The organism is Planctomicrobium stercoris (genome assembly GCF_051465655.1).
Taxonomy (GTDB): Bacteria; Planctomycetota; Planctomycetia; order Planctomycetales; family Planctomycetaceae; genus Planctomicrobium.
Genome location: NZ_CP195791.1, coordinates 4,812,660 through 4,832,032 on the forward strand (window position 1 = coordinate 4,812,660; position 19,373 = coordinate 4,832,032).

Annotated in this window: 20 protein-coding genes; all 20 read left to right on the forward strand. The window is 58.4% G+C overall.

Going from position 1 to position 19,373, the window contains the following annotated elements:
* Positions 1-5 precede the first annotated feature (5 nt).
* Positions 6-248, forward strand: a complete 243-nt coding sequence (locus tag SH661x_RS19380) for a hypothetical protein (protein ID WP_437225001.1) — start codon at positions 6-8, stop codon at positions 246-248.
* Positions 241-1,887: a phage portal protein gene (locus SH661x_RS19385; protein WP_437225003.1), complete on the forward strand. Its 1,647-nt coding sequence runs from the start codon at positions 241-243 to the stop codon at positions 1,885-1,887. The genes SH661x_RS19380 and SH661x_RS19385 overlap by 8 nt, the downstream gene beginning before the upstream one ends.
* Positions 1,884-2,876 carry a hypothetical protein gene (locus SH661x_RS19390; protein ID WP_437225006.1) on the forward strand — a complete coding sequence of 331 codons (993 nt, stop codon included), beginning with the start codon at positions 1,884-1,886 and terminating at the stop codon, positions 2,874-2,876. Before SH661x_RS19385 ends, SH661x_RS19390 begins: the two co-directional genes overlap by 4 nt.
* A gap of 85 nt (positions 2,877-2,961) precedes the next feature.
* Positions 2,962-3,696 (forward strand): hypothetical protein, encoded by a 735-nt coding sequence (locus SH661x_RS19395; RefSeq protein WP_437225009.1) that lies wholly within the window; start codon positions 2,962-2,964, stop codon positions 3,694-3,696.
* 101 nt (positions 3,697-3,797) lie between these two features.
* A complete protein-coding gene (locus SH661x_RS19400; protein ID WP_437225010.1) occupies positions 3,798-4,718 on the forward strand; it encodes a Mu-like prophage major head subunit gpT family protein in 921 nt (306 codons plus the stop codon).
* A 98-nt stretch (positions 4,719-4,816) separates the two neighbouring features.
* Positions 4,817-5,101 carry a hypothetical protein gene (locus SH661x_RS19405; RefSeq protein ID WP_437225013.1) on the forward strand — a complete coding sequence of 95 codons (285 nt, stop codon included), beginning with the start codon at positions 4,817-4,819 and terminating at the stop codon, positions 5,099-5,101.
* A complete protein-coding gene (locus SH661x_RS19410) occupies positions 5,098-5,472 on the forward strand; it encodes a hypothetical protein (RefSeq protein WP_437225015.1) in 375 nt (124 codons plus the stop codon). Before SH661x_RS19405 ends, SH661x_RS19410 begins: the two co-directional genes overlap by 4 nt.
* Positions 5,472-6,053 carry a hypothetical protein gene (locus SH661x_RS19415; protein WP_437225017.1) on the forward strand — a complete coding sequence of 194 codons (582 nt, stop codon included), beginning with the start codon at positions 5,472-5,474 and terminating at the stop codon, positions 6,051-6,053. The genes SH661x_RS19410 and SH661x_RS19415 overlap by 1 nt, the downstream gene beginning before the upstream one ends.
* Complete coding sequence (locus SH661x_RS19420; RefSeq protein WP_437225020.1) at positions 6,053-6,541, forward strand: hypothetical protein; 489 nt, start codon at positions 6,053-6,055, stop codon at positions 6,539-6,541. The genes SH661x_RS19415 and SH661x_RS19420 overlap by 1 nt, the downstream gene beginning before the upstream one ends.
* A gap of 33 nt (positions 6,542-6,574) precedes the next feature.
* The gene (locus SH661x_RS19425; protein ID WP_437225023.1) at positions 6,575-7,453 is read left to right on the forward strand and encodes a hypothetical protein; all 879 of its coding nucleotides are present in this window, start codon (positions 6,575-6,577) and stop codon (positions 7,451-7,453) included.
* Positions 7,454-7,503: 50 nt separating this feature from the next.
* Complete coding sequence (locus SH661x_RS19430; RefSeq protein WP_437225026.1) at positions 7,504-10,086, forward strand: hypothetical protein; 2,583 nt, start codon at positions 7,504-7,506, stop codon at positions 10,084-10,086.
* Positions 10,086-10,475 (forward strand): hypothetical protein, encoded by a 390-nt coding sequence (locus SH661x_RS19435; RefSeq protein WP_437225028.1) that lies wholly within the window; start codon positions 10,086-10,088, stop codon positions 10,473-10,475. Before SH661x_RS19430 ends, SH661x_RS19435 begins: the two co-directional genes overlap by 1 nt.
* A 2-nt stretch (positions 10,476-10,477) precedes the next feature.
* Complete coding sequence (locus tag SH661x_RS19440; RefSeq protein WP_437225030.1) at positions 10,478-10,816, forward strand: hypothetical protein; 339 nt, start codon at positions 10,478-10,480, stop codon at positions 10,814-10,816.
* 46 nt (positions 10,817-10,862) lie between these two features.
* On the forward strand, positions 10,863-11,498 hold the full coding sequence (locus tag SH661x_RS19445) for a hypothetical protein (RefSeq protein WP_437225033.1): 636 nt from the start codon (positions 10,863-10,865) through the stop codon (positions 11,496-11,498).
* 4 nt (positions 11,499-11,502) lie between these two features.
* Positions 11,503-14,220 carry a hypothetical protein gene (locus SH661x_RS19450; protein ID WP_437225035.1) on the forward strand — a complete coding sequence of 906 codons (2,718 nt, stop codon included), beginning with the start codon at positions 11,503-11,505 and terminating at the stop codon, positions 14,218-14,220.
* Complete coding sequence (locus SH661x_RS19455; RefSeq protein ID WP_437225038.1) at positions 14,217-15,029, forward strand: hypothetical protein; 813 nt, start codon at positions 14,217-14,219, stop codon at positions 15,027-15,029. The genes SH661x_RS19450 and SH661x_RS19455 overlap by 4 nt, the downstream gene beginning before the upstream one ends.
* Positions 15,026-15,751, forward strand: coding sequence for a hypothetical protein (locus SH661x_RS19460; protein WP_437225041.1), 726 nt, complete (start codon positions 15,026-15,028; stop codon positions 15,749-15,751). The genes SH661x_RS19455 and SH661x_RS19460 overlap by 4 nt, the downstream gene beginning before the upstream one ends.
* Complete coding sequence (locus tag SH661x_RS19465) at positions 15,751-17,754, forward strand: hypothetical protein (protein ID WP_437225043.1); 2,004 nt, start codon at positions 15,751-15,753, stop codon at positions 17,752-17,754. Before SH661x_RS19460 ends, SH661x_RS19465 begins: the two co-directional genes overlap by 1 nt.
* Entirely contained in the window at positions 17,751-18,146 is a 396-nt protein-coding gene (locus SH661x_RS19470; protein ID WP_437225045.1) for a hypothetical protein, read from the forward strand. Before SH661x_RS19465 ends, SH661x_RS19470 begins: the two co-directional genes overlap by 4 nt.
* The gene (locus tag SH661x_RS19475; RefSeq protein ID WP_437225048.1) at positions 18,146-19,369 is read left to right on the forward strand and encodes a hypothetical protein; all 1,224 of its coding nucleotides are present in this window, start codon (positions 18,146-18,148) and stop codon (positions 19,367-19,369) included. Before SH661x_RS19470 ends, SH661x_RS19475 begins: the two co-directional genes overlap by 1 nt.
* The last annotated feature ends 4 nt before the right edge of the window (positions 19,370-19,373 follow it).

Sequence of the window (19,373 nt, forward strand, 5' to 3'; positions counted from 1 at the left end):
CTCACATGCCCAAGCAATCGGCCAGTTTTGAATACACCGACAGCGAACTTCTCGCCATCTTGAGGGAAGCTTATGTAGCCGTTCTCACCAAGGGTCAGACCTATTCATTTCAATCCGGTGGAGCGACACAGTCGTATACCCGCGCGGATGCTGACACGCTCCTGAAGCACATCAACACTCTGGAACAGCGGATCTCCGCAGCCAGTTCCGGATTTCACTCTCTTCCCGTCAGGCTTGGCCGTGCGTGATCGCACCACACTTCTGAGACGAGCATTCCACGGCATCGCCGATGCCTGGGAAGCGGTCTCGCCACGCTACGCCAAACAACGCCAGGAGGCCCGGCATCAGCTCATTATGCAGGAGCGGGCTCAGCGGATGGTCGAAAGTTATTTCGACGGTGCTGATGTCGCCAGCCGGTTGCGAGCGGATCGCTGGCTCTCATCCCGGCTCTCGCCGGATTCCGCTCTGGAGTCCGACCTCGAGGAGCTGCGTGAGCGGTCGAACCAGCTGTATCGTGACTTCGGATTTATTACCGGGGCCGTGGAACATCGCGTGGACAACGTTGTCGGGACGGGGCTGAACCCGAAAGCGTGGCTCAAGTCGCGAGAGGGGGTGATCACAGAGGATCAAGCCAACCGATGGAGTGAGGAACTCGACGACGTTTACGAGCGTTGGGCCCCGAATGCCGGCGGAACCCGCGTGAGCTTTGGTTCATTGCAGCGTCTCGCTCTGCGAACGTGGCGGCTCTCCGGGGACGGGTTCCCCGCGATCTCCGACATGGGCCGAGCGGATTCGCCCATTCCGCTGCAGATTGACATCGTCGCTCCGCACCGGATCGAAACTCCTCCGCATAAGCTCGGCGACAAGAAATGTCGGCTCGGAATCCAGCGGGATGCGCAGGACCAGATTGTCGGGTACTGGGTTCGGGAAACCCATCCCCATGACACCATCGACAATTCCGATACGCATCGGTTTTACCCGCTCGATCGGATGACGCATCTCTTCGAGCAACTGTTCCCGCATCAGTCTCGGGGATTGCCCTGGTGTTTCTCGATCATGAGCGACTGCCGGGATTTCGCTGATTACAAGGAAGCGGTGATCATCGCCGCTCAGGTCGCCGCCTGCCAGACGATGAACATCCACACGAACAATCCCGATCTGCTCGCCCGAGCGATGGCGGATGGTTTCGGCCTGACACCGGGACGAGTGAACGTCGTCGGACTGCAGGAACAGATCACGGCGTTCAATCCGACCCAACCGCAGACCACTTACGACATGTTCACGCAGAGCAATCTGCTGGGCATGGCGGCCGGTTTGAATTATCCCTCGAGCTGGCTGATGCGTGATCGTCGCCGAGCCACGTATTCCGCTGGAAAACTCGATGAAATCGACGGAGCAATTCCGCTGCGGTCTGACTTCGAGATCGTCAAAAACAACATGATTCGACCGATCTGGTCGCGGCTCGTTCTCGAGTCGATCATCGTCGGCGAGAGCTCGATTCCGATCGATCTCTATCTGCGGGTTCCGCATCTGTTCAATCGCTTCAAACTGGTAGCGACGGGCCGACAGTGGAGCGATCCGCTCAAGGAAGTGACTGCGGCCATCCTTGCGAAAGAACACAACATTGGCAGCCTGACGGCGATCCTGCAGCGTCTCGGTCTCGACGTCGACGATGTCTTTGAAACCCGCCACTACGAGAAGCAGCGGGAAGAGGAACTCGAAATCGTGCCGCCGATCTACGCCGGCAACCTTCCACCTGACAATTCCGATGAGACGGAAGATCCAGAGGATCCCGCAGCTGATGACAAACAGGATGCGGAAATGCTGGCGGAATTCGTACGTCTGCTGAAGAGTCGCAAGCACAAACGAAAGGCCGTGGCAGCATGAAGCTGGATTTTGAATACACCCTGAATTCCCTGTCCGAATCTCTGATCGGTGAAGGGGATCCCCGACTGGTGAAAAATGTCGTTCTTCTCGGCGCGGAGTCATCGAACGGCTACCGCTTCGCCGAAGAAGCGATGCAGGCAGCGATTCCGCTGTATCAAAAAAAGCCGGTGTTCCTGAGCCATGATCTGGAAGCTCCCCACCATCGCAGTCCCCGGGATCTCGCTGGGTATGTCGAGAACCCCCGTTATGAAGCCGGAAAGATTCGCGGCGATATCCGCACGCTCGATTCAGAGGCCGGCAGAACATTTCTGGAAACCGCCCGCTCCGGAGTGAGTGGATTTGGAATGTCGCACGTTGCGGCGAACCGCCGATCGAAAGACGGCAAAACGATCGAAGCAATCAATCGCGTGGTGAGTGTGGATCTCGTGATGAGTCCCGCCACGACGAAATCTTTCTTTGAACAGGCGGGAGACCCGCCCGAACCGAAAGACCCTCCCGCCATGAATCTCGACGAACTCAAGACGAAACATCCGGACCTGGTCAAAGCGATTGCCCAGGAAGCGGCCACTCGGGTGCGATCCGAGCTGAACTCGGAAGCTGCCAAGGTCGCCCAGGAAGCTGCGCAGAAAAAGGCCGTCGATGAGGCGGTCATGGTCGAGCGCAATCGCCAGACCGAGATCCGCAAACTCTGCGCCGCTGCCGGCTGTGCCGAGAAGGCAGACACGCTCTGTGCTGAATCCAAGAGCGTCCTGGAAGTGAAGGACTTCCTCTTCCAGGAGATGTGCAAAAAGAACCCGGCCCCGTCCGCCGATCCCGCCGGTGATCAGCACGGCGAGGGGACCGATCCCGACAAGCGGTTCAAAAAGGAGTACGCCGAATCCCGCGCGGTGTACATCAACAGCGGGATCACCGAAGCGGAATACATCCGCACCCGCCGACTGGATGAAGGGCTCGACATCCTGAAGCCGGAACAGAAGAAGGCCGACTGAGCCGCCTGAACACGCGCGTGTTCAACTCCCAGCATTTTCGTCATTCGACATCCGCCCGTTCGGGCATTTCACACAGGAGACTCCCATGGCGGCAACCGCCAATGCGACGATCAAGTCTCGTGCCGCGGAGCGGGCTGATTACCCGATCGCCGCCACGACTCACATTTACCAGTCCCAGCTGACGTTCCTCGACAGCTCCGGCAACCTCTCTGGTTCGGTCAACTCCGGACTCAACCAGTTTGCCGGCGTCGCTGTCGAAGAGGTCGATAACTCCGGAGGCCAGGCCGGTGACGAGCGGGCCGCGGTGTACCAGTCCGGAGCGTTTCTGCTGACCGGTTCCGGCTTTGCCGCTGGGGACGTCGGCAAGAGCGTGTTTGCCACGGATTCGAACACGATCAGTCTGGCAGCTGCCGGACGCCCCCGCGTCGGGACGATCGTGGAATACGTGTCCGCCACGCTGGTCTGGGTCAAGCTCGAAGTTCATCAGGGCAAGCTGGTCCCCTGGTATCCGACAGCGGCCGCTGAAGCCAAAAGCGGGGCGGGTGCCATCAATGTCACCAGCTATTACACCGCTCTGACGAGCACTGGAGCCCAGGCCACCACGCTGGCAAACGGAACCCGCGCCGGACAGATGAAGCGGATCCAGATGGTCGTCGATGCCGGTGATTCCACCCTGACTCCGGTCAGTCTCTCTGGGGCGACCACGATCGTTTTTGCTGACGTCGGCGACTTCGTCGAGCTGATGTGGGATGGAGCTGCCTGGCTCATCCTGCAGGCCGGAAATGATGCTGATGGTGCGACCGCTCCGGTCGCAGCCTGATCCCTCCTGATTGATCGACTCCGCTCCTCGCCAGGGGAGCGGAGGTTTCTCCTCTCAAACCTCCCTTCCGAATCACACCTCTCCTGACAAAGGGTTTCCCCATGTCTCTCGACACCGCCAGTAAAGTCGCGCGGCTGCGAGGCCTGACCGCCAAGTTCGATACTTCGGTCCAGACCGCCACTCCGCTCTATCCCCGGATGTGCAATGTCATCAAGTCCACGGGCTCCGACGAACAGTACGGAATGCTCGGCTCCCTCCCAGGCATGCAGGAGTGGCTCAGCGAACGGCAGTTTGCACAGGTCAAAGCCGCCGAGTTCACGATCAAGAACAAGGAATGGGAAAACTCGATCCGCATCGAGAAGAACCACATTGATGATGATCGGATCGGTCTCTATGACCCCGTGTTCGAGCAGCTGGCTGCCGAAGCCGCCTATCATGCAGATGAATTGACGGTGCAACTCATCGAAAATGGGACCGACAAGGAATGTTTCGATGGTCAGTACTTCTTCGACACCGATCACGTCTGGGGTGATTCAGGATCGAACAACAACGATCTGACTTCCGACATCACGACGGTTGCTTCGCCGACAGAAGATGAATTCCGCTCTGCCTACCACAAGATGCGGGCCGCGATGCTCGGTTTCAAGCGGGACAACGGCAAGCCCTATCATCGACCGACTGTCGGAGCGATGACCGATCTGGAGCTGTACGTTCCGCCCGGCTATGAAGAGATTGCCGTCAAGGCTCTCCAGAAAACCCTCGTCAACCAAGGCGAAACCAACATTGTGCTGGATCGCCCCCGGATCGTTACCTGCACGTACTTCACGAAGACCGACCGGATCTATCTGTTCCGAACCGGGCAACCCCTGAAGCCGTTCGTGTTCCAGGCTCGCCGCCCTCTGCAACGGCAGATGAAGGGGATGGACGATCGCGAATTCAAGGATGTGAAGTTCATGTGCGATGCCCGCTACAACGTTGGCTATCTCGCATGGTGGAACGCCGTCACGCTGCAGTTCACCTAAATCTGAGCTGCTGATGGAAGTGGATCCCAGCGGCCCTCTGTGAGGGGGCCGCTGTTTTCTGAAACGTCTCTCCTCTCTCCCGTCTGCGGGTTTCAAACATGTACATCATCAAAGTCAAAGGAAACTGGCAGAGCCCTGTTTTCCGCCGGACCGTGCAGACTCCGGACGGACCGAAGCTCTGTGAGTTCACGAAGGATGAACCGCTCGAAGTGAGTGAGGACATCTTCCAGCAGCTCCAGACGGACATCGGCCGGGCTCTGGTGCTGGTGCGGGCCGATCACGGAGGGGCCCTTCGCGAGGTGCGTGAAGATGCGCCTTCCGAAACTCCTTCCATCGAGCCAAAGGCTCCAAAGAAGCCAAAGGCTCCGAAAGCCAAAGAGTGAGCGTCCCGGTCTTCGCCGCTGAAGACTTCCCGACGATGCTCGAGACTTTCGGCGAGTCCATCACGCATCGACCGCGGGCCAACGCCGCACAGGATGCCGAGCTGCAGGCCATCGTCATCCTGCGCGGCCCGCAGGTTGCAAACGGGCTGCGAGGTCCCCAGGAGGCGTACGGCAACGGACGCACGACAAGTCATCTCGGCGAGATCTACATCGAGCCGGGACCATCGCTCCACGAATCCGATCTGTGGATTTATGGCGGCGATGTCTATGCCGTCGATTCGATTGGTAAGAACGTCGGCGGCCGGATTGTGATCACGCTCAAACAGTCCAGCATCCAAACCCGCAAGAACGGATACGGAGCAGTGATGTAATGGCGGAACCACTGGTCACCGAAGGTGAACTCTCGATCTGTCCTGAATACGGACTCTCGAAGGTGATCGCTTACCTCCAAGAGACGATCGCCGATTGTCTCACGTGGCAGGGACTCGTGACGTCCGGCGAACTCGCCTGGGCCGAGCTGCTCGAGCTGATCGGTGGCGAGAATCCCGAGCTCGATCGGGCGGAGGCGGTCGATGCCATTCGCATCTATTGCGAGCGGGATGAAGGGGCTGAACTCCAGCTCCCCAGTTGCATCATCTCGCACGATCCCCGCTGGCTCGATGATCATCTGGGGACAGCCACGTTCGTGGCCCAGGGGAGCCTTTCGGTTTCATTCGCGTTTCCGATTCCGGCCCTGTACGTCGATACCAACAAACTCTGGTACATCGACGGCTGCAACAAGCTCGGCAAAATCATCCGTGAGATCAAAGCTCAGGAGCTGAAGGCGAACCGGATCACTCCGAATCAGCTGAGTGTCGGGCGGATCGGTCGCCTCGATCCTCAGGAGATGAACGGGCAGCACGCGTTCCTCGGCGAGCTCGTCCTCAATGTTTACGGAGAGATGAATGTCTGATGCTGGACATCTCAATCACCATCGAACGTGCCGAAGTGGGAGCCCGCTCCCATGCCACCGCCATGCGCGCGGCACTTCTGGCGATCGCGGTTCAGCATGTGCGTGTCACACTCGGGAAGCACTTCAAAAAGGAAGCCCCCGAAACCGCTCCGGGAGGAGCGTACAAGTTTCAGACGCGAAATCAGCACTATCTCAAACGCAAAGAGAAAGCCCGCCACAAACATGCCTGGGCCTCCGAAGCCGACAATCCTCTGGTGTTCACCGGCGCCCTGAAACGGTTCGTGAAAAACAACGCCGAGATCACCGCCACGCAGTATCAGTCACGCATCCGACTGCACGCTCCGCACATCCTCAAGCCCCAGCAATGGAAAGAACTCTCCTCAGTATCCGACAAGGAAATTGAGGAGTACACCGCCCTCGCCGTCGAGGTCTATCAGAAAACCCTGAAAGAACTCGGAGCCCGCAAATCACGTCGCAAAGTCTCCTGACTCCCCTCCTCCCTCTCGCCTCCGGATCACATCATGAGTGTCAGCCTCTCCGATAGCGCCTTTGGCGCCGCGACCATCGCGCAATGTCAGGCCGCCGAGTTCTCCTCGAACAATCAGATCGAAGCACTGCGAGCGTCGGCCGCCGTGTTTCCTTCCGAGTTCGTGTTGATGGGAGCCGAACCACGTTTCCGGTACACCTCCTACGATCTCGCCACGGCACTCACGGCGCTGGATGAGGCGGGCGGGCTCTACGTCGGAAGCGGAACGATCTCACTCCCCTGGCGGGTCCGTTCCCCGGGATCCGCGTTTGTCTCTGGTGCCAACAACATCAAGCTGACGGCAACCAAGGGGCTGCTGGTCCCGGTTTCGATCACCGCTCAACAGGGACAGGTCGCTTCGATCGATCTGGAAGCGGCTCTCCTCTCTGATGGATTCACGAACCCGGTCGGTCACTCCGGTTCGCTCAGTCTCAGCGACCCGAGTTACGTCGGGACGTTTCGCCTGGGGCCCTCCTCCCTGGGTGGCTCGGATGTCACAGGCATCGTCGGGATTCAGGTCGGCTTCGGCATCAACATGGTGCTTGAGTACGCCGATGGCGGAACCTTCCCGACCAACGTCTACGTGGAGACTGTTAATCCGTTCGTGGATGTGACGTTCCGTGGCCACGCGTTTCTCGCCGCCTATGGGCCGATGTTTTCGTCCCTGGCCGGCGCGGTCTTTTCGCTCGTCGCCAATGCCGATGGCGGGACGATTCAGTCCCTGAGTTCGTCCGAACATATCACCCTGACACTCTCGTCTCCGATGGTCGACATGCAGGGGATCTCCGGACAGGGAACGAGCATCGCGGAGCCCCGCATGCGTCTGCTCGGAAAGAGCCTGACCGCCGGGGTGGGAGTCGCCCTGACGGAATAGTTCCCGCGTCCTGACCCCTCTCCCCTCTTCCCTGTCCCCTGCGCGACGCCATGGCAGACGACAACGTCATCATCTACAAGGTGGAAAATTCTCAGCTCTTGCAGAAGAGCAAAGAGAACGTTGCTGCCATGCAGTCGCTGGATGAGCAGCTCAAGGAGGGGCTGAAGACTGCAAAGGAAGTCGCCAAGGAGAAGAAGGCGATCCTCGCGGAGGAAACGAAGATCCAGAAGGAGCTGGATCGGCGGGAGAAGGAAGCTCGAAAGCAGCGGGAACGGGAAGCGAAGGAAGCACTCGCGGCGGAAAAGCAGCGTCAGAAGGAACTCAGCGAAACCCGCAAAGCGGCCAACGCCGAAGAAGTCGCCCTCGGGAAGAAGGCCCAGGCCGAATACGCCCGTCTCGTCGCCGCGCAGGAGAAGCTGCTCGCTCCCGCGCAGGCGTATCTGGCGAAGCTGAAGGAGTGGAAAGCGGCGCTCGAAGCGAACAAGCTGACTCAGCAGCAGTTCGACCAGTTGCGGGATTCCGAGCTGCAGAAGGTCAACGCTATTGCCCAGGCCGAGAAGAAAGCGGCCGCGGAACTGGCAGCGGCCGAGGCCCAGAAAAAGAAGGTCATTCAGGAGCGGCTGAAGTTCGAACAGCACGCCGCTGCCGAGCGGGCTGCGATCGCGAAGCGTGACAAGGAAGCGGCTGACGCGCAGAAACAGAAGAACATCGACTCCCTCAAGGTCATCCACAAAATCCGTGAGATGGATACCGCTGCAGCGGAGGCACGCAAGAAAGCAGCGAAAGAATCGGAAGCGGCAAAAATCCGCGAGAACAAACTGAAGCAGGATGCAATTCGTCTTTCTCGAGATTTGGAATCCGCGGAAGAGAAAAGGGACCGTCAGCTCCAGAGGGCGAAGAACCACTTAGATTCCAATCGCATCGGTGCTGAAAAGTATGCCGCTGCTGTCAAGAAGATCAACCACGAGTACGAAGCGGCCCAGCAAGAGGTGTCCGGCTTCGCTCAGTCAGCAGCTTCCGCGATGATGGGAGTTGCCCAGGGCGCAGTCGGAGCGATTGCCGGCACAGTGAGCTTGACGGCAGCTGTGGCCGCACTCCGGGCCGAATACGAGAAAGTCATTGAGGCGCAGGAGAAGGTCCGCCAGACCGCTGTCGGGTTCCAGAACTCGATGGAATCTCTGCGAATGAACTTCGAACCGGATGAGACTGTCGGATGGCAAAACCTTGATGAGGAGGTGTTGAAACTCGCGAAGTCGCAGAATGTCTCCGTCAACACAGCGGCTCAGGTGCTTGGTTCTGCGTTCTCTGCGAAAGGCAACCGGACAAATTCTTGGGCGTTTCAAGCGGCCGGTGACTCTCTGTCAATCGTGAAAAATCCCACAGCAGCGGCTGCACTTGCTTCAGCATCTGGTGACATCGCGAAGTTCGGAGAGAGCCAGGATCCACAGGCCATTCAGGGGTTCGTGAAGCAGGCCCAGCTCGCGTCCCGAATCGAAACCGTGGAAGGGATGGGTAACGCCATTCCCGCCATTTCCGCTGGCAAAGAGTTGGGGATGACGGCCGAGAGGTCGTCTGAACTTTGGATTGCCCTCGGGAATTTGATGAACGACCAAGAAGGCCGCATCAGTTCGTCCGCGTTTGTAAATCTCAGTGCGAACCTCGGTGACAAGTTCAAGCTGACGAGTGATCAGGAAAAGGACAAAGATCTCGCAAATCAGTTCAAAGCGTTCCATGCTCTTCCGATGGATGAGAGTCGCATCGAATTTCTCCGCGGCAATGCAAAGCTGAGAGAAGCCTGGATTTTGAACAACCCCGGCGAAGCCAAGGCCGGCCCTGCCATTAGATCGATGCTGAACAACGATCGGAAATGGCAGGAAGAAATCCAGAAGGTGGAATCTGTCGTTCCGTCACTGGCTGCGGAAAACGACCCAGCAAATCGAAAGTTCTTTCAGGAAAGCGCCCGGCAAGTTCAGGCGGTACATACGCCAGCAGGCGCTATTGCTCAGGCAGAACGTCAGTCCGACACAAATGTTGAGCAGCACAAATTGCGGTCTACAGACATCGAAGGTCGTTTGGCGGCGATGCGGAAAATCACTGCTGACACTTTGAGTGAAATGGACTTGAAAGGTCCTGATGCTTTGTGGCAAACGCTTGAGAAAACAAGTCGAGGCCTGGGTGAGATGTTCGGGAAAGACAATCCCGAAGATGTCATCTTCCAGGCGTTCAACAATCTCGATGGACTGATTCAGGACAAAGATCTCCCGCTGTTCAATCAACAGAAAGAACTGATGAAAGCCGAGCGGGATGCCATCGCTCAGGCTCGCCGGGAAAATCAGAATCGCGTCGCTCCCGTCACGGTTGACCCGCTCGACACCCGCAGTCGATTTGGAAAGCCACTGACTGAATTGAATGAACGAGGCGCGTATCAAGGAACTGTTACCGAAGTCGGGGCAGCTGTGAACACCCTGGCGACCGAGGTGAAGGGGCTGCGAGCTGACCTGAAGCAGCAGAACGAAAAATCGATCCAAAACAATCAGCGGAATACTGACCGTCTGATTGATACGACCCGACAAAACAAACCTCCTGTACCCGCGAAATCTTCTCCCATGGAGAAGTGGAACAGGAGCAACTGATGTCGATTTTTCACGACGGATACACGTTCGCCGGCAGTTCCGGTGCGTTTGAAGAAGGCCCGGCGGAAATGCCGATGCAGAGGATCACCGCCCCGGGTGCATACGGAGCCTCACTGCTGATCGGGCCCATTCAGGACCGTCCGTTGCGAATTCGGTACTGGATCGACGGCCTGGGCTCGGCCGCGGCGGTCTACGCACTGACTCGCACCTACGAGCGTCTGAAGGGACGGCTGAACGGCACTGTCACCAAAGATGGTCCGGCGGCCGCTCAGTACGACAATTGCACATTCCTCGGCTTCGTTGCCGATGGACCTCCGTTTTATTCCGCCGGCGGGACTCAGGGCTGGGTCCAGCGCGGCTACCTCCACTGGCAACAACGACAGGTGTGATCATGCCGAACCCCACTCCCACTAAATTCCCCGGTCTGACTCCGGCAAGAAAACCCCAGCTGAATGAGCAGCAGCTTGATCAGCTGCGATCGCAGATCCAGAGCAGCCATGCCTCCTCGCATGCCGAGGCTTACAAGGAGCTGGGTGAATCCCCCTGGGTCGATCGCCAGACCTTCGCCCGCGCGTGGTACGCGATCAAGAGTCACGAGATGCCGGCTCCTGCTCCCGTCGCTCCCACACCCGCAGCCGAGCTCGAAGTGGACCAGCCGGCCCATCCACAGGTTCCGTCCGAAGTCCCCTCTCCGGGAAAGAAAGACAAACCCGCGAAGAAGCCCGCCTGATCACGCACGTGATCACGGCTCTTCCGTCCCTGGCTCCTCCCCCCTCATGATCTATCTCGGAAACATCACGATCACCTCCCTCGCCTGGTCAGAGTCCGGCGGGTTCGTGGTGCGTTTCGAGAGTGATCATGGGCGGCTGCATCAGCTCTATATCGGACGGCGGTTGTACGGCGAGACTCGCGGAACGGAAGCCCGGGAGATCGTGGCACAGTATGACACCGGAGGCAGTCAGTACCCGGAGCATGTCTGCGTCGTTGCTGTCGATGATGCCGATGTGGGGCTGGAGCACGGAAGCAAACTTCCCCCCCGTCCGTACAACCGGGTCCGCGTCCGCTTCCCGGCTCAGGTCCCGACCGGCGATGCGATCATCGACGACGTCCGCACCTGGGAACTGTTCACGGGTCAAGCACCGGAAGGGGCTGTCAATTACGACACCGCTCGAGATGTCGCTGTCGTCGATGGTCTGCATCCGTACGAACTCGAGTCACAGCCCCTCGGACCCAGCGGGGAGTGGAACGTCGGTGTTCTCGGACGTGACACGACGGAGCTCGACGGGAACGTCGGCACACCTGTTGAGCAGTCGGCACACCTGTTGAGTTATCCCCCCGATTTTGATGATGACTTTTCCGTCGCTGTCTCCGCTGGAATCGCGACGATCAACTGCATGATCCCACAGGATTAACACGATGGCGAAGAAAACGACCTACCTTGTCGGCACAAAAACCGCCCTGCTCGGCAGCGAGCTGGACTCGCTGGCGGACGGAGCCTCTGTGACGAGTGGAGCCTACAGCAACTCAGCGGGGAACGTCGGCTGTCACGTCGAGATCCTCGCAGCGTTTGGGATCGCCGGGGTGAATCAGCAGCAGTCGATGTACACCAACGGGACCGGTGGAGAGATCCACGTGGAGATCGAAGGGTACGAAGGCACGGTGACGTGGGCCTACAACGCCAACGCTGAGACGGTACAAACCCAACTCGAAACGCTGGTCGGTGCGGGCAACGTGACTGTCACCGGAGCCGGAACATTTGCCTCGCCGTGGATCATCACGTTCCAGGGATCGCTCGCCTTTCAGGAAGTGCCGCTGATCCAAGTCGAGACTGAAGATCTCACCGCTCCGGATGAATCGGACATCACGATCGACACGATCACTGATGGCGTTCCGGAGGTGACACAGTTTTATGATGTCGGAATCGGGTCCGGCGAAAATCTCAGCAGTCACGAAACCGACAGCGGGGATACCTGGACTGTTGTTTCGGGGTCGCCTGTTGTCGGAGGGACCGGCATCACGGCAAGCGGCTCTGATCTGTTCGTCGCGACGGTCGCTCGAACTTACGAGTCCCATCCGGTCCACGGGGCGATGGAATACAGTTTCAAGTCGGGTAGCAGCCTCGATGATTATGTGGAGTTCCGTCTGAGGTATCAGGATGCGAATAACTACATCTTCTGCCGGCTCGCTCCCGGGGGCAACGCCACTCAGGGAACGCTGAAGATCTTCAAACGGATTTCCGGCACAACGACAGAGCTGGCGACTCTGAATATCGGGACGATTGCGGATGATCTCGACCTGACTGACAGACTGCTCTTCGAGCTCGTCGGAAACGATCTGACGTTCGTCGTGAACACGGAGACGCGAGGCTGTCATTCAGTGCAGGCAACCATCACTGAACTGTCATCAGTCAAGACAGTCGGGATCGCCATGAATGTCCCGGAGAACAAGATGCTCCATGGGCTCACGCGCATCTCGTTCGGACAGCTGGAGCATCAGCGAGTCGTCACGACGGCCGCCGCTGGAGATTTCACGCTGACGTATCCGGATCTGGGAGAGACGGCGGCGATCGCCTTCGATGCGACCGCAGACACCTTCCGCTCACGTCTGGAGACCGTCACGTATGACGGCGGTGAAGGACCGGGCATCGGCCTGATCGTCGCCAAGGCCGTCGATGGAGACGAAACAACCTGGGACTACTGGTTCACTGGTGACCTGGCGAGCATCGCTCATCCGCAGCTCACGATTGATGACAGCGGTCTCCTGCTGGCAGTAGCGGGGGCCGGATCGGCAACTGTTGGCATCGTGTCTGGCGGAGGCGAGGACTACAGCACGTGGATGGAGCTTTCCGCTTATCGATCAACGCGAGGGGACTATCTGGCGGGAAAATCAGGCAAGTTCCCAACGACAGGATCGATGACGATCAGCGGGAGCAGTTCGCATGATGGCAGTCATGTAATGATCATGCATGAGAGCAACTCGAACGCGAACGGCGTGTTTTTTTACAACACGACAATCGGCACGGGCATGAGCTTCTATTTTTACGACGATTCCGGTTTTGCGTCGTACCAGATCTTGTTTGGTGAGCCTGGTCAGGACAACTGCGTGTCGACAACGCTCGGCAGTGAATCTGCAATGTGGGACTTCCTGCGGTACGGGGGCGTGCTCAGTCTGACGAACGGTCGGACGATCTCATGGTCACCTCACGGCGGTAATATGCTTGCCGTGCAGACTTTGAACATCGATGAAGATGTCGACGGGGGAACTTACACACTCGGGAATCCGGAGGGAGGAACGAGCGATCCGATCGCGTGGAACGCAAATTCGGACGCTCTCGAGGCCGCGTTAAATGCGGCAGGCGTCTTCGGTGAAGACGCGGTCACGGTCTCCGGTGCATGGCCTTCGTTTGTGATCAACTTTACTGGAGAAGAGTACTCGGGACTCACCATTGAAGACATCATCGTCGATGACAGCGGGCTGACGATCGGGGAAGACGTCCCCGGTGAAGGTGACGTCTCGACGGTGCTGAACGCCGACTCGGGAACACCCGCAATCAGCGAAGTGCAGCAGGTCTCACACACCGGATCCGGCGGCAGTCTCACCTTGACGCTTCCAGGCTACGGCACGACTGCCAGCATCGACTGGGACGCGAATGCTGCAGCGGCGCAGTCGGCGATGGAAGCTGTCGTCGGAGCTGGCAACGTCGTCTGCACTGGCAACTGGAGCGTCGAAACTCCGATGGAGTTCACATTCCAGGGCGACCTCGACGGCATCAATCTCCCGGAGATGACCTACACATCGTCATTGTCAGGATCGACAGAGGGGTCTGCCTCGATTGTCATCTCCCGTGAACCGGTCAATCCGACTGGCGTCCCGGCCTCGGATGCAACGGTGGATGGATGGTTCCTGAAGACAGTGGATGGGACCAACTTCGAAACGTCTCCCCCCGAGCGTGAGCCGGATTTCGTGTTCGACGTCGCGGCAACAAATGACGAACAGCGGATTGTCCGGACCGTGCGACTCCCGCCCGGGCCGGTGAAGCTGTACGTGAAAAACAACACTGGCGAAGCCGCACGCAGCTCCGGCAATGAACTCAACCTCCAGCCTTACACGTATCAAACCATTACGGTGTCATGAGCGACTGTTTCGAAGATCTGATCGATACCGATGAAGGTCTGTACTTCCATCTCCTCATGATGGCGGACGACCCCGGCATCGTCGCCACAATCTCACGCATCCTGCAGGAATCCTCCATGTCGACCTTGTTCAAAAATGTTGCCTCCCAGAAGTGGAGAGTCTTTGCGATCAACACGGAGACTGGAACTCCAGTGACGGGTGATGCTGCGAACATCTCAGCGACGATCCGCAAGGGGAACGGGTCGCCCGTCGCTACCAACGACGTACATCCCAACGAACTGGCGGCAGGATACTACGATTTCGATCTGACCCAGGCGGAGACAAACGCCAATCGCCTCGACCTGATCCCCGTCTCGTCGACGCCGAACGTGTTCGTCATACCGCTGCCGGCATCGCAGCTGACGACCCCGGCGGGCCTGCCTGATCTGGAGATCAACGATGGCGCAGTCGCCGCGGCGATCGCTGAGGCAACCCAGCTCGTTCCCTGGTGTACCTGCAAGCTCTCCAGCACTCTGGGAGAGTCGGTCTTCCTCGATGTCTGGGCCCACAACGGACGCTTCGGCTGGATCGACATTTCGGATCTCGATGAGGAAGCCACAGCATTCATCACGATCCGTGAGAATGGTTCCGGAGAGGATGTTGTTTTGCTCACGCGGAACTTCACAGCCGAGGAGCTTGTGTCTGGCAAGTTCAAAGCGACGATCGACGATCCGGGCTTCGAAGCGAACAAGCTCTACGAAGTCCTGATCACAATCACTGCTGACGGCGTGACGTATTCGAATCAGATTCCTCTCGATGTTGGTCCGTGATGCACCTTCGCAACTTCTGTTTCCCTGCACTGAATCCCGCTCGTCCGTTCGCCGAACAGGGTGTCAGTGTTTATGTCGGCTCTTCGCTGCCGTTGCAGTATCGCAACAGGTACTGCAACGCTGATCGATTCTTCCCCTTCGTTCGGCCCCGGAACATCAGCGTCACAACCCGCGTTGACTCCGCTGCTGGCATTGCCGGGGAGACTCCGGAGCTCTCCGTGGATCTCTCAGCCTTCGCACCGGGAACGGTCTATGTCGATGTGCGACACTATCGAGACGGCATCGAAAACGAAGCGCCCCATCCTCAGCGGGTGGATCTCGCCGAAGATGGGAGCGTGATCCATGCGATCCTCGGTCTGGCACAGCTGGCCAGCGTCGAACGTCGGTCCGGAGGCGTGCTCCGGATCACCATCTTCTGGCTCGCTGCCGAAGAAGGTCTGCATCCGGAGCAGTTCGAATTGATCCGTACCGCCGGGCCCAGCTCGCCGGAGACAGTCACCCGCCTGGCGACGGCCACCGGTCCGATCGTGTTTGATACTCCGGCACTGCTGGACTCAGACACGTATGACTTCCAGGTGGATGCGGTGATCCCGGCAGTTCTGAACGATGACGATGAAGTGATCGTCGCTGAAGTTCGCCGAACGGTGCTCATCCTTGAAGACCTGCAGGCCGATGCGAGCGGTCCGGCGGCAGTCACCGGAATGACGCTGGAGGTGGTGTGATGGCGACAGCTCCGAAGAAGAAAAAAAAGAGCGACGGCATCCGACAGCAACAGCAGCTGCTCGTCTACATCGCTCCGGGACATAGCGAGAAGCCGACAGAGGACGACCTGCAGCCGTTCGTCTATTGCCGGGAAATCTTTCTCGGTGCTGGAGGCCGGCTCCCTTACGCGGTCCTCGAAGTGGATCAGGACGCTCTCGGAATCCGGGCTCAAAACGAATTCGTCAGTCGGCGCATGAACCGCCAGGTCGAGGTCTGGACCCGCAAGAAATCCGTTGACAAAGAGGAGCCGGAGAGCCTGCGGGACCGACCCCTGTTCTGGGGCGAGATCACCAGCTCCGAAATCACGATGGGTTCGGATGGCGAAACGCGCATCCTGAGAGCGACCATCGAGCCCTATCACTTCGGCAAGATTGCGGAGGGTCAGCGATGCTGGAATCCGGTCGGCCTCTACGACATTGGCAAGACTGTCACTGTCCCGATGCCGCTCGAATTCAATCCGCTCATCGACAAAAAGATCTGTCCCAATCGCATTCCGCCGGATGACACCAGCACGCCGCTGGAGGATCTCTCGGACGTGCGGAACCTCGAAAAGTATTCGATCTGGGTCGATCCGGAATCGGTGCGGGCCGACATATGCAAGGAGGAATATTTTGGCGAGCCGCAAAGCTGGGAACTCCATCACATCATCGAGACTCTCAGTCAGTGGCTGAACGATAAAGAGGATCCAGATATTGCCAACCCGGACGCGCTCGCAGTGCTGCCTCGGGACGAGCAGGTCCCACCTGTCAAAAATCTGACCTTGCGTCTGGGCGGTAGACTCTCGGATTACCTCACCGAGATCTTGCCTCAGTTTGGATACTCCTGGTACGTGCGCTTCGATCGCAAGGTGACGGACGGCATGCCGTCGTGTCAGCCGAAGATCGTGATCTACCAGCGAGGTGCAGGCTCAAAAAAGAAACTCAGGATCCCGGCATGGGGCGAAGACTTCACGTTCGAGACCGCTGATACGGAGACGCTCTCATTTGGGTTCCATGTGTCCGAGATCACAAATCGGATCATTGCGTATGGCGGGTTCCAAGAAGCAGAGTTAACAATTCCGCTTTATCGGGCGTGGACAGTCGATGAAGATTCTCAGATCGAAACGTCAACTCCGAACAGTCACATCGGGCGAAAATGGATTGCCGGGGAATCCGGTGAGCTGAAGGGCCTGCGTCCGGAAAGTCCGGAAAGCCCCCCAAATCTCTTCAATGGATTCACGTCACCGACTGGTGCCAACACATTGCCGAAGCGCCGCGAGCTCCACGATTGTCTGACGTTGCGAACCGACGACAAGAGCGAGGGACACCGACGTCCCCCCTACCTTGAAATCTCGACAGACAACGGGGTCAGATGGCGCGAAGCCAAGGATCTGGATGACGACCCGGAGAGCTCATCGGAGTTCGGTGGCTGGACGGTGCTTCCGGATCAGATCGGCATCTGGATCACGTCCAAAAAAATTCCAGAGGCATTGCAGGAAGTCGATCCGGCGAAGCTGCAATTACGAATCACCGGGACGGTCCACGCCGACCAGAGGATGCGTTACGAAGCGACCGCGGAAAGTTCTCCGAACGTCCGGGATTGCGTCCGTTTGATCGATTTCAGCAACCAGTATCTGTATCGCCATCGAGACGCCTTTTCTGACCTTCGAAGCTCCCTCACAGGCCCCGCCGATTTAGTCAACGACTCCGACCTGATGAAAGAGGCGGTCGACCGCATCATCAAGCAGGATCGGGGAGCACAGGTCACGGCTCAGGCGAGTTGCCCGCAGCTGCTGGATACCTATCAGATCTCAGACCTGCTCACCGGAGTCAAAGGCCGCGAGATCTCCTTCAACCGTCTCAATCAGGTGCAGGACGAACCCCAGCTCGCGGAGGACACCCTTTATCTGCAGATCGTCGGGATCCAGTACAACAACGCCGGAGAGCAACGCACCACCCTGCATGTCGAAAGGTACGACTCGTGAGCTGGAGCACCGACAATCCGCGTGGAGACCGCAACGCACGCAGGATCACCCAACCGGATCCCGGCGGGAGCGGCGGTGGTGCTGGCATCAAAGTTGTGAAGATTATCGGCGGTGAAGGAAAACAGAAGTCCGTGGAATGTCGGGTCATGAAGGTCACCGTTCCTCGTGAGGACGATGAGCCACTGACAGAGGGCCTCGATGTCGTCCTCGAAGAGACGGACAAAACCCTGATCTGTATCAATCCACGCGGAAACTTTCTCGATCTGAATGTTCTTTATTTCGCGTTTCAGGTCGACGGCTTCTGGTGCGTTGATAATCAGGCAGTGTTCCAGGAGTGGATGGGAGAAGATGACGATGACGACGAGGACGACGAGGAGGAGGACGACGAATAATGTTCTGCATTGAACCGCCCCCCTCGCTCTACACCTACGACGGCGAATCCATCCTTGCAGAGTCGTCTCCGTGGAAGATCCCGTACATCACTGATCACAGCCCCACAGATGGGGGCTGGGGCGATGCCAGGGAGCGTCGAACATTCTACGGACGAACCGTCGCTGAGTGTGCCCGATGGATCCGGACGGCCTACGAACGCAACGGGTTTACCTCTGCCATCCATGGGGAGCTGGAGGACTGGAAACTCCCGAACATGCAGCCGGCCGACATCGACGATGACACGGATTTCGACGGCCGCACGTACCATAATCGCGAGTGGTGGAAACACTGGTGGACGCAGCAACAGACCCTGATCACGGCTCAGGCGAACCATAAATTCAAGGTCGTCGGCGGGGTCACAATCGGGGAGCATGTCGACGAGCGCGGCGATGCCGTCACACAGATGCTGAACAACGTGTGGGACAATCCGGTCGGACATCCGATGGCACAGGCCGGGAAAATGTCCCGCTTCGGGATGCCCCGTCATTTCTTTCCGTGGACCCTTCGGGACAGCCTTGGAAGTTCCGCGCATACCTGGAATCGGGCGAGCGATCCGAACCGGCTCTATCGCCAAAGTTGGGACGTCGCGATCCCGCTGGGAGTCCGGCGTATTCACGGCACCTATGTTCGCACCAACACGCTGCGCGAGCAGTGCGGATGGTGGGCGGAGGACGGTCCCATCATCCGCTTTAAAAAGGTGAGAGGGGTCCCAACATTCACAGCGGGCGTTACCGGATGGTCGATCCCTTCCCACCCGTCATATCCTAACCTCAATTACGAGGGGCCGTTCATTCCGGGATCGGGCGCTTGGATCTCAAACGCCATAGCCGCAACATCAGTCGGAGATTGGCCAGCATCATGGGTCAGATCCGGAAACCTGCTGCGGAACTTCGCCGCTCCACTAGGAGGGGAGCTTACTCTCCCGCTTGAACCACTTCTGGATTTTTCCGCGAACTTGTCCGGGTGGATGAATCCGGAGTTTGGGGGCGGCGCCGCATTCATCCTGCGGTTTTATGACACGGATTTTCCGGCAAGCGGATACGACGTCGCTCCGACAACGCTTGACGATCGCAAGCATTGGTACCCTCTCGGACCCGTCTGGTACGACCCTTACAACATCGATCCGCCGAACGAGAGTATGTTCAAAATCAAACTTGGCGTCGACGCTCCACTCATGGGCTGATTTC

Excerpts from the sequence above, each read along its gene's own strand:
- SH661x_RS19380 (WP_437225001.1), top strand. The coding sequence starts at position 6 with ATGCCCAAGCAATCGGCCAGTTTTGAATACACCGACAGCGAACTTCTC.
- SH661x_RS19390 (WP_437225006.1), top strand. The coding sequence starts at position 1,884 with ATGAAGCTGGATTTTGAATACACCCTGAATTCCCTGTCCGAATCTCTG.
- SH661x_RS19395 (WP_437225009.1), top strand. The coding sequence starts at position 2,962 with ATGGCGGCAACCGCCAATGCGACGATCAAGTCTCGTGCCGCGGAGCGG.
- SH661x_RS19400 (WP_437225010.1), top strand. The coding sequence starts at position 3,798 with ATGTCTCTCGACACCGCCAGTAAAGTCGCGCGGCTGCGAGGCCTGACC.
- SH661x_RS19405 (WP_437225013.1), top strand. The coding sequence starts at position 4,817 with ATGTACATCATCAAAGTCAAAGGAAACTGGCAGAGCCCTGTTTTCCGC.
- SH661x_RS19415 (WP_437225017.1), top strand. The coding sequence starts at position 5,472 with ATGGCGGAACCACTGGTCACCGAAGGTGAACTCTCGATCTGTCCTGAA.
- SH661x_RS19420 (WP_437225020.1), top strand. The coding sequence starts at position 6,053 with ATGCTGGACATCTCAATCACCATCGAACGTGCCGAAGTGGGAGCCCGC.
- SH661x_RS19425 (WP_437225023.1), top strand. The coding sequence starts at position 6,575 with ATGAGTGTCAGCCTCTCCGATAGCGCCTTTGGCGCCGCGACCATCGCG.
- SH661x_RS19430 (WP_437225026.1), top strand. The coding sequence starts at position 7,504 with ATGGCAGACGACAACGTCATCATCTACAAGGTGGAAAATTCTCAGCTC.
- SH661x_RS19435 (WP_437225028.1), top strand. The coding sequence starts at position 10,086 with ATGTCGATTTTTCACGACGGATACACGTTCGCCGGCAGTTCCGGTGCG.
- SH661x_RS19440 (WP_437225030.1), top strand. The coding sequence starts at position 10,478 with ATGCCGAACCCCACTCCCACTAAATTCCCCGGTCTGACTCCGGCAAGA.
- SH661x_RS19445 (WP_437225033.1), top strand. The coding sequence starts at position 10,863 with ATGATCTATCTCGGAAACATCACGATCACCTCCCTCGCCTGGTCAGAG.
- SH661x_RS19450 (WP_437225035.1), top strand. The coding sequence starts at position 11,503 with ATGGCGAAGAAAACGACCTACCTTGTCGGCACAAAAACCGCCCTGCTC.
- SH661x_RS19455 (WP_437225038.1), top strand. The coding sequence starts at position 14,217 with ATGAGCGACTGTTTCGAAGATCTGATCGATACCGATGAAGGTCTGTAC.
- SH661x_RS19465 (WP_437225043.1), top strand. The coding sequence starts at position 15,751 with ATGGCGACAGCTCCGAAGAAGAAAAAAAAGAGCGACGGCATCCGACAG.
- SH661x_RS19475 (WP_437225048.1), top strand. The coding sequence starts at position 18,146 with ATGTTCTGCATTGAACCGCCCCCCTCGCTCTACACCTACGACGGCGAA.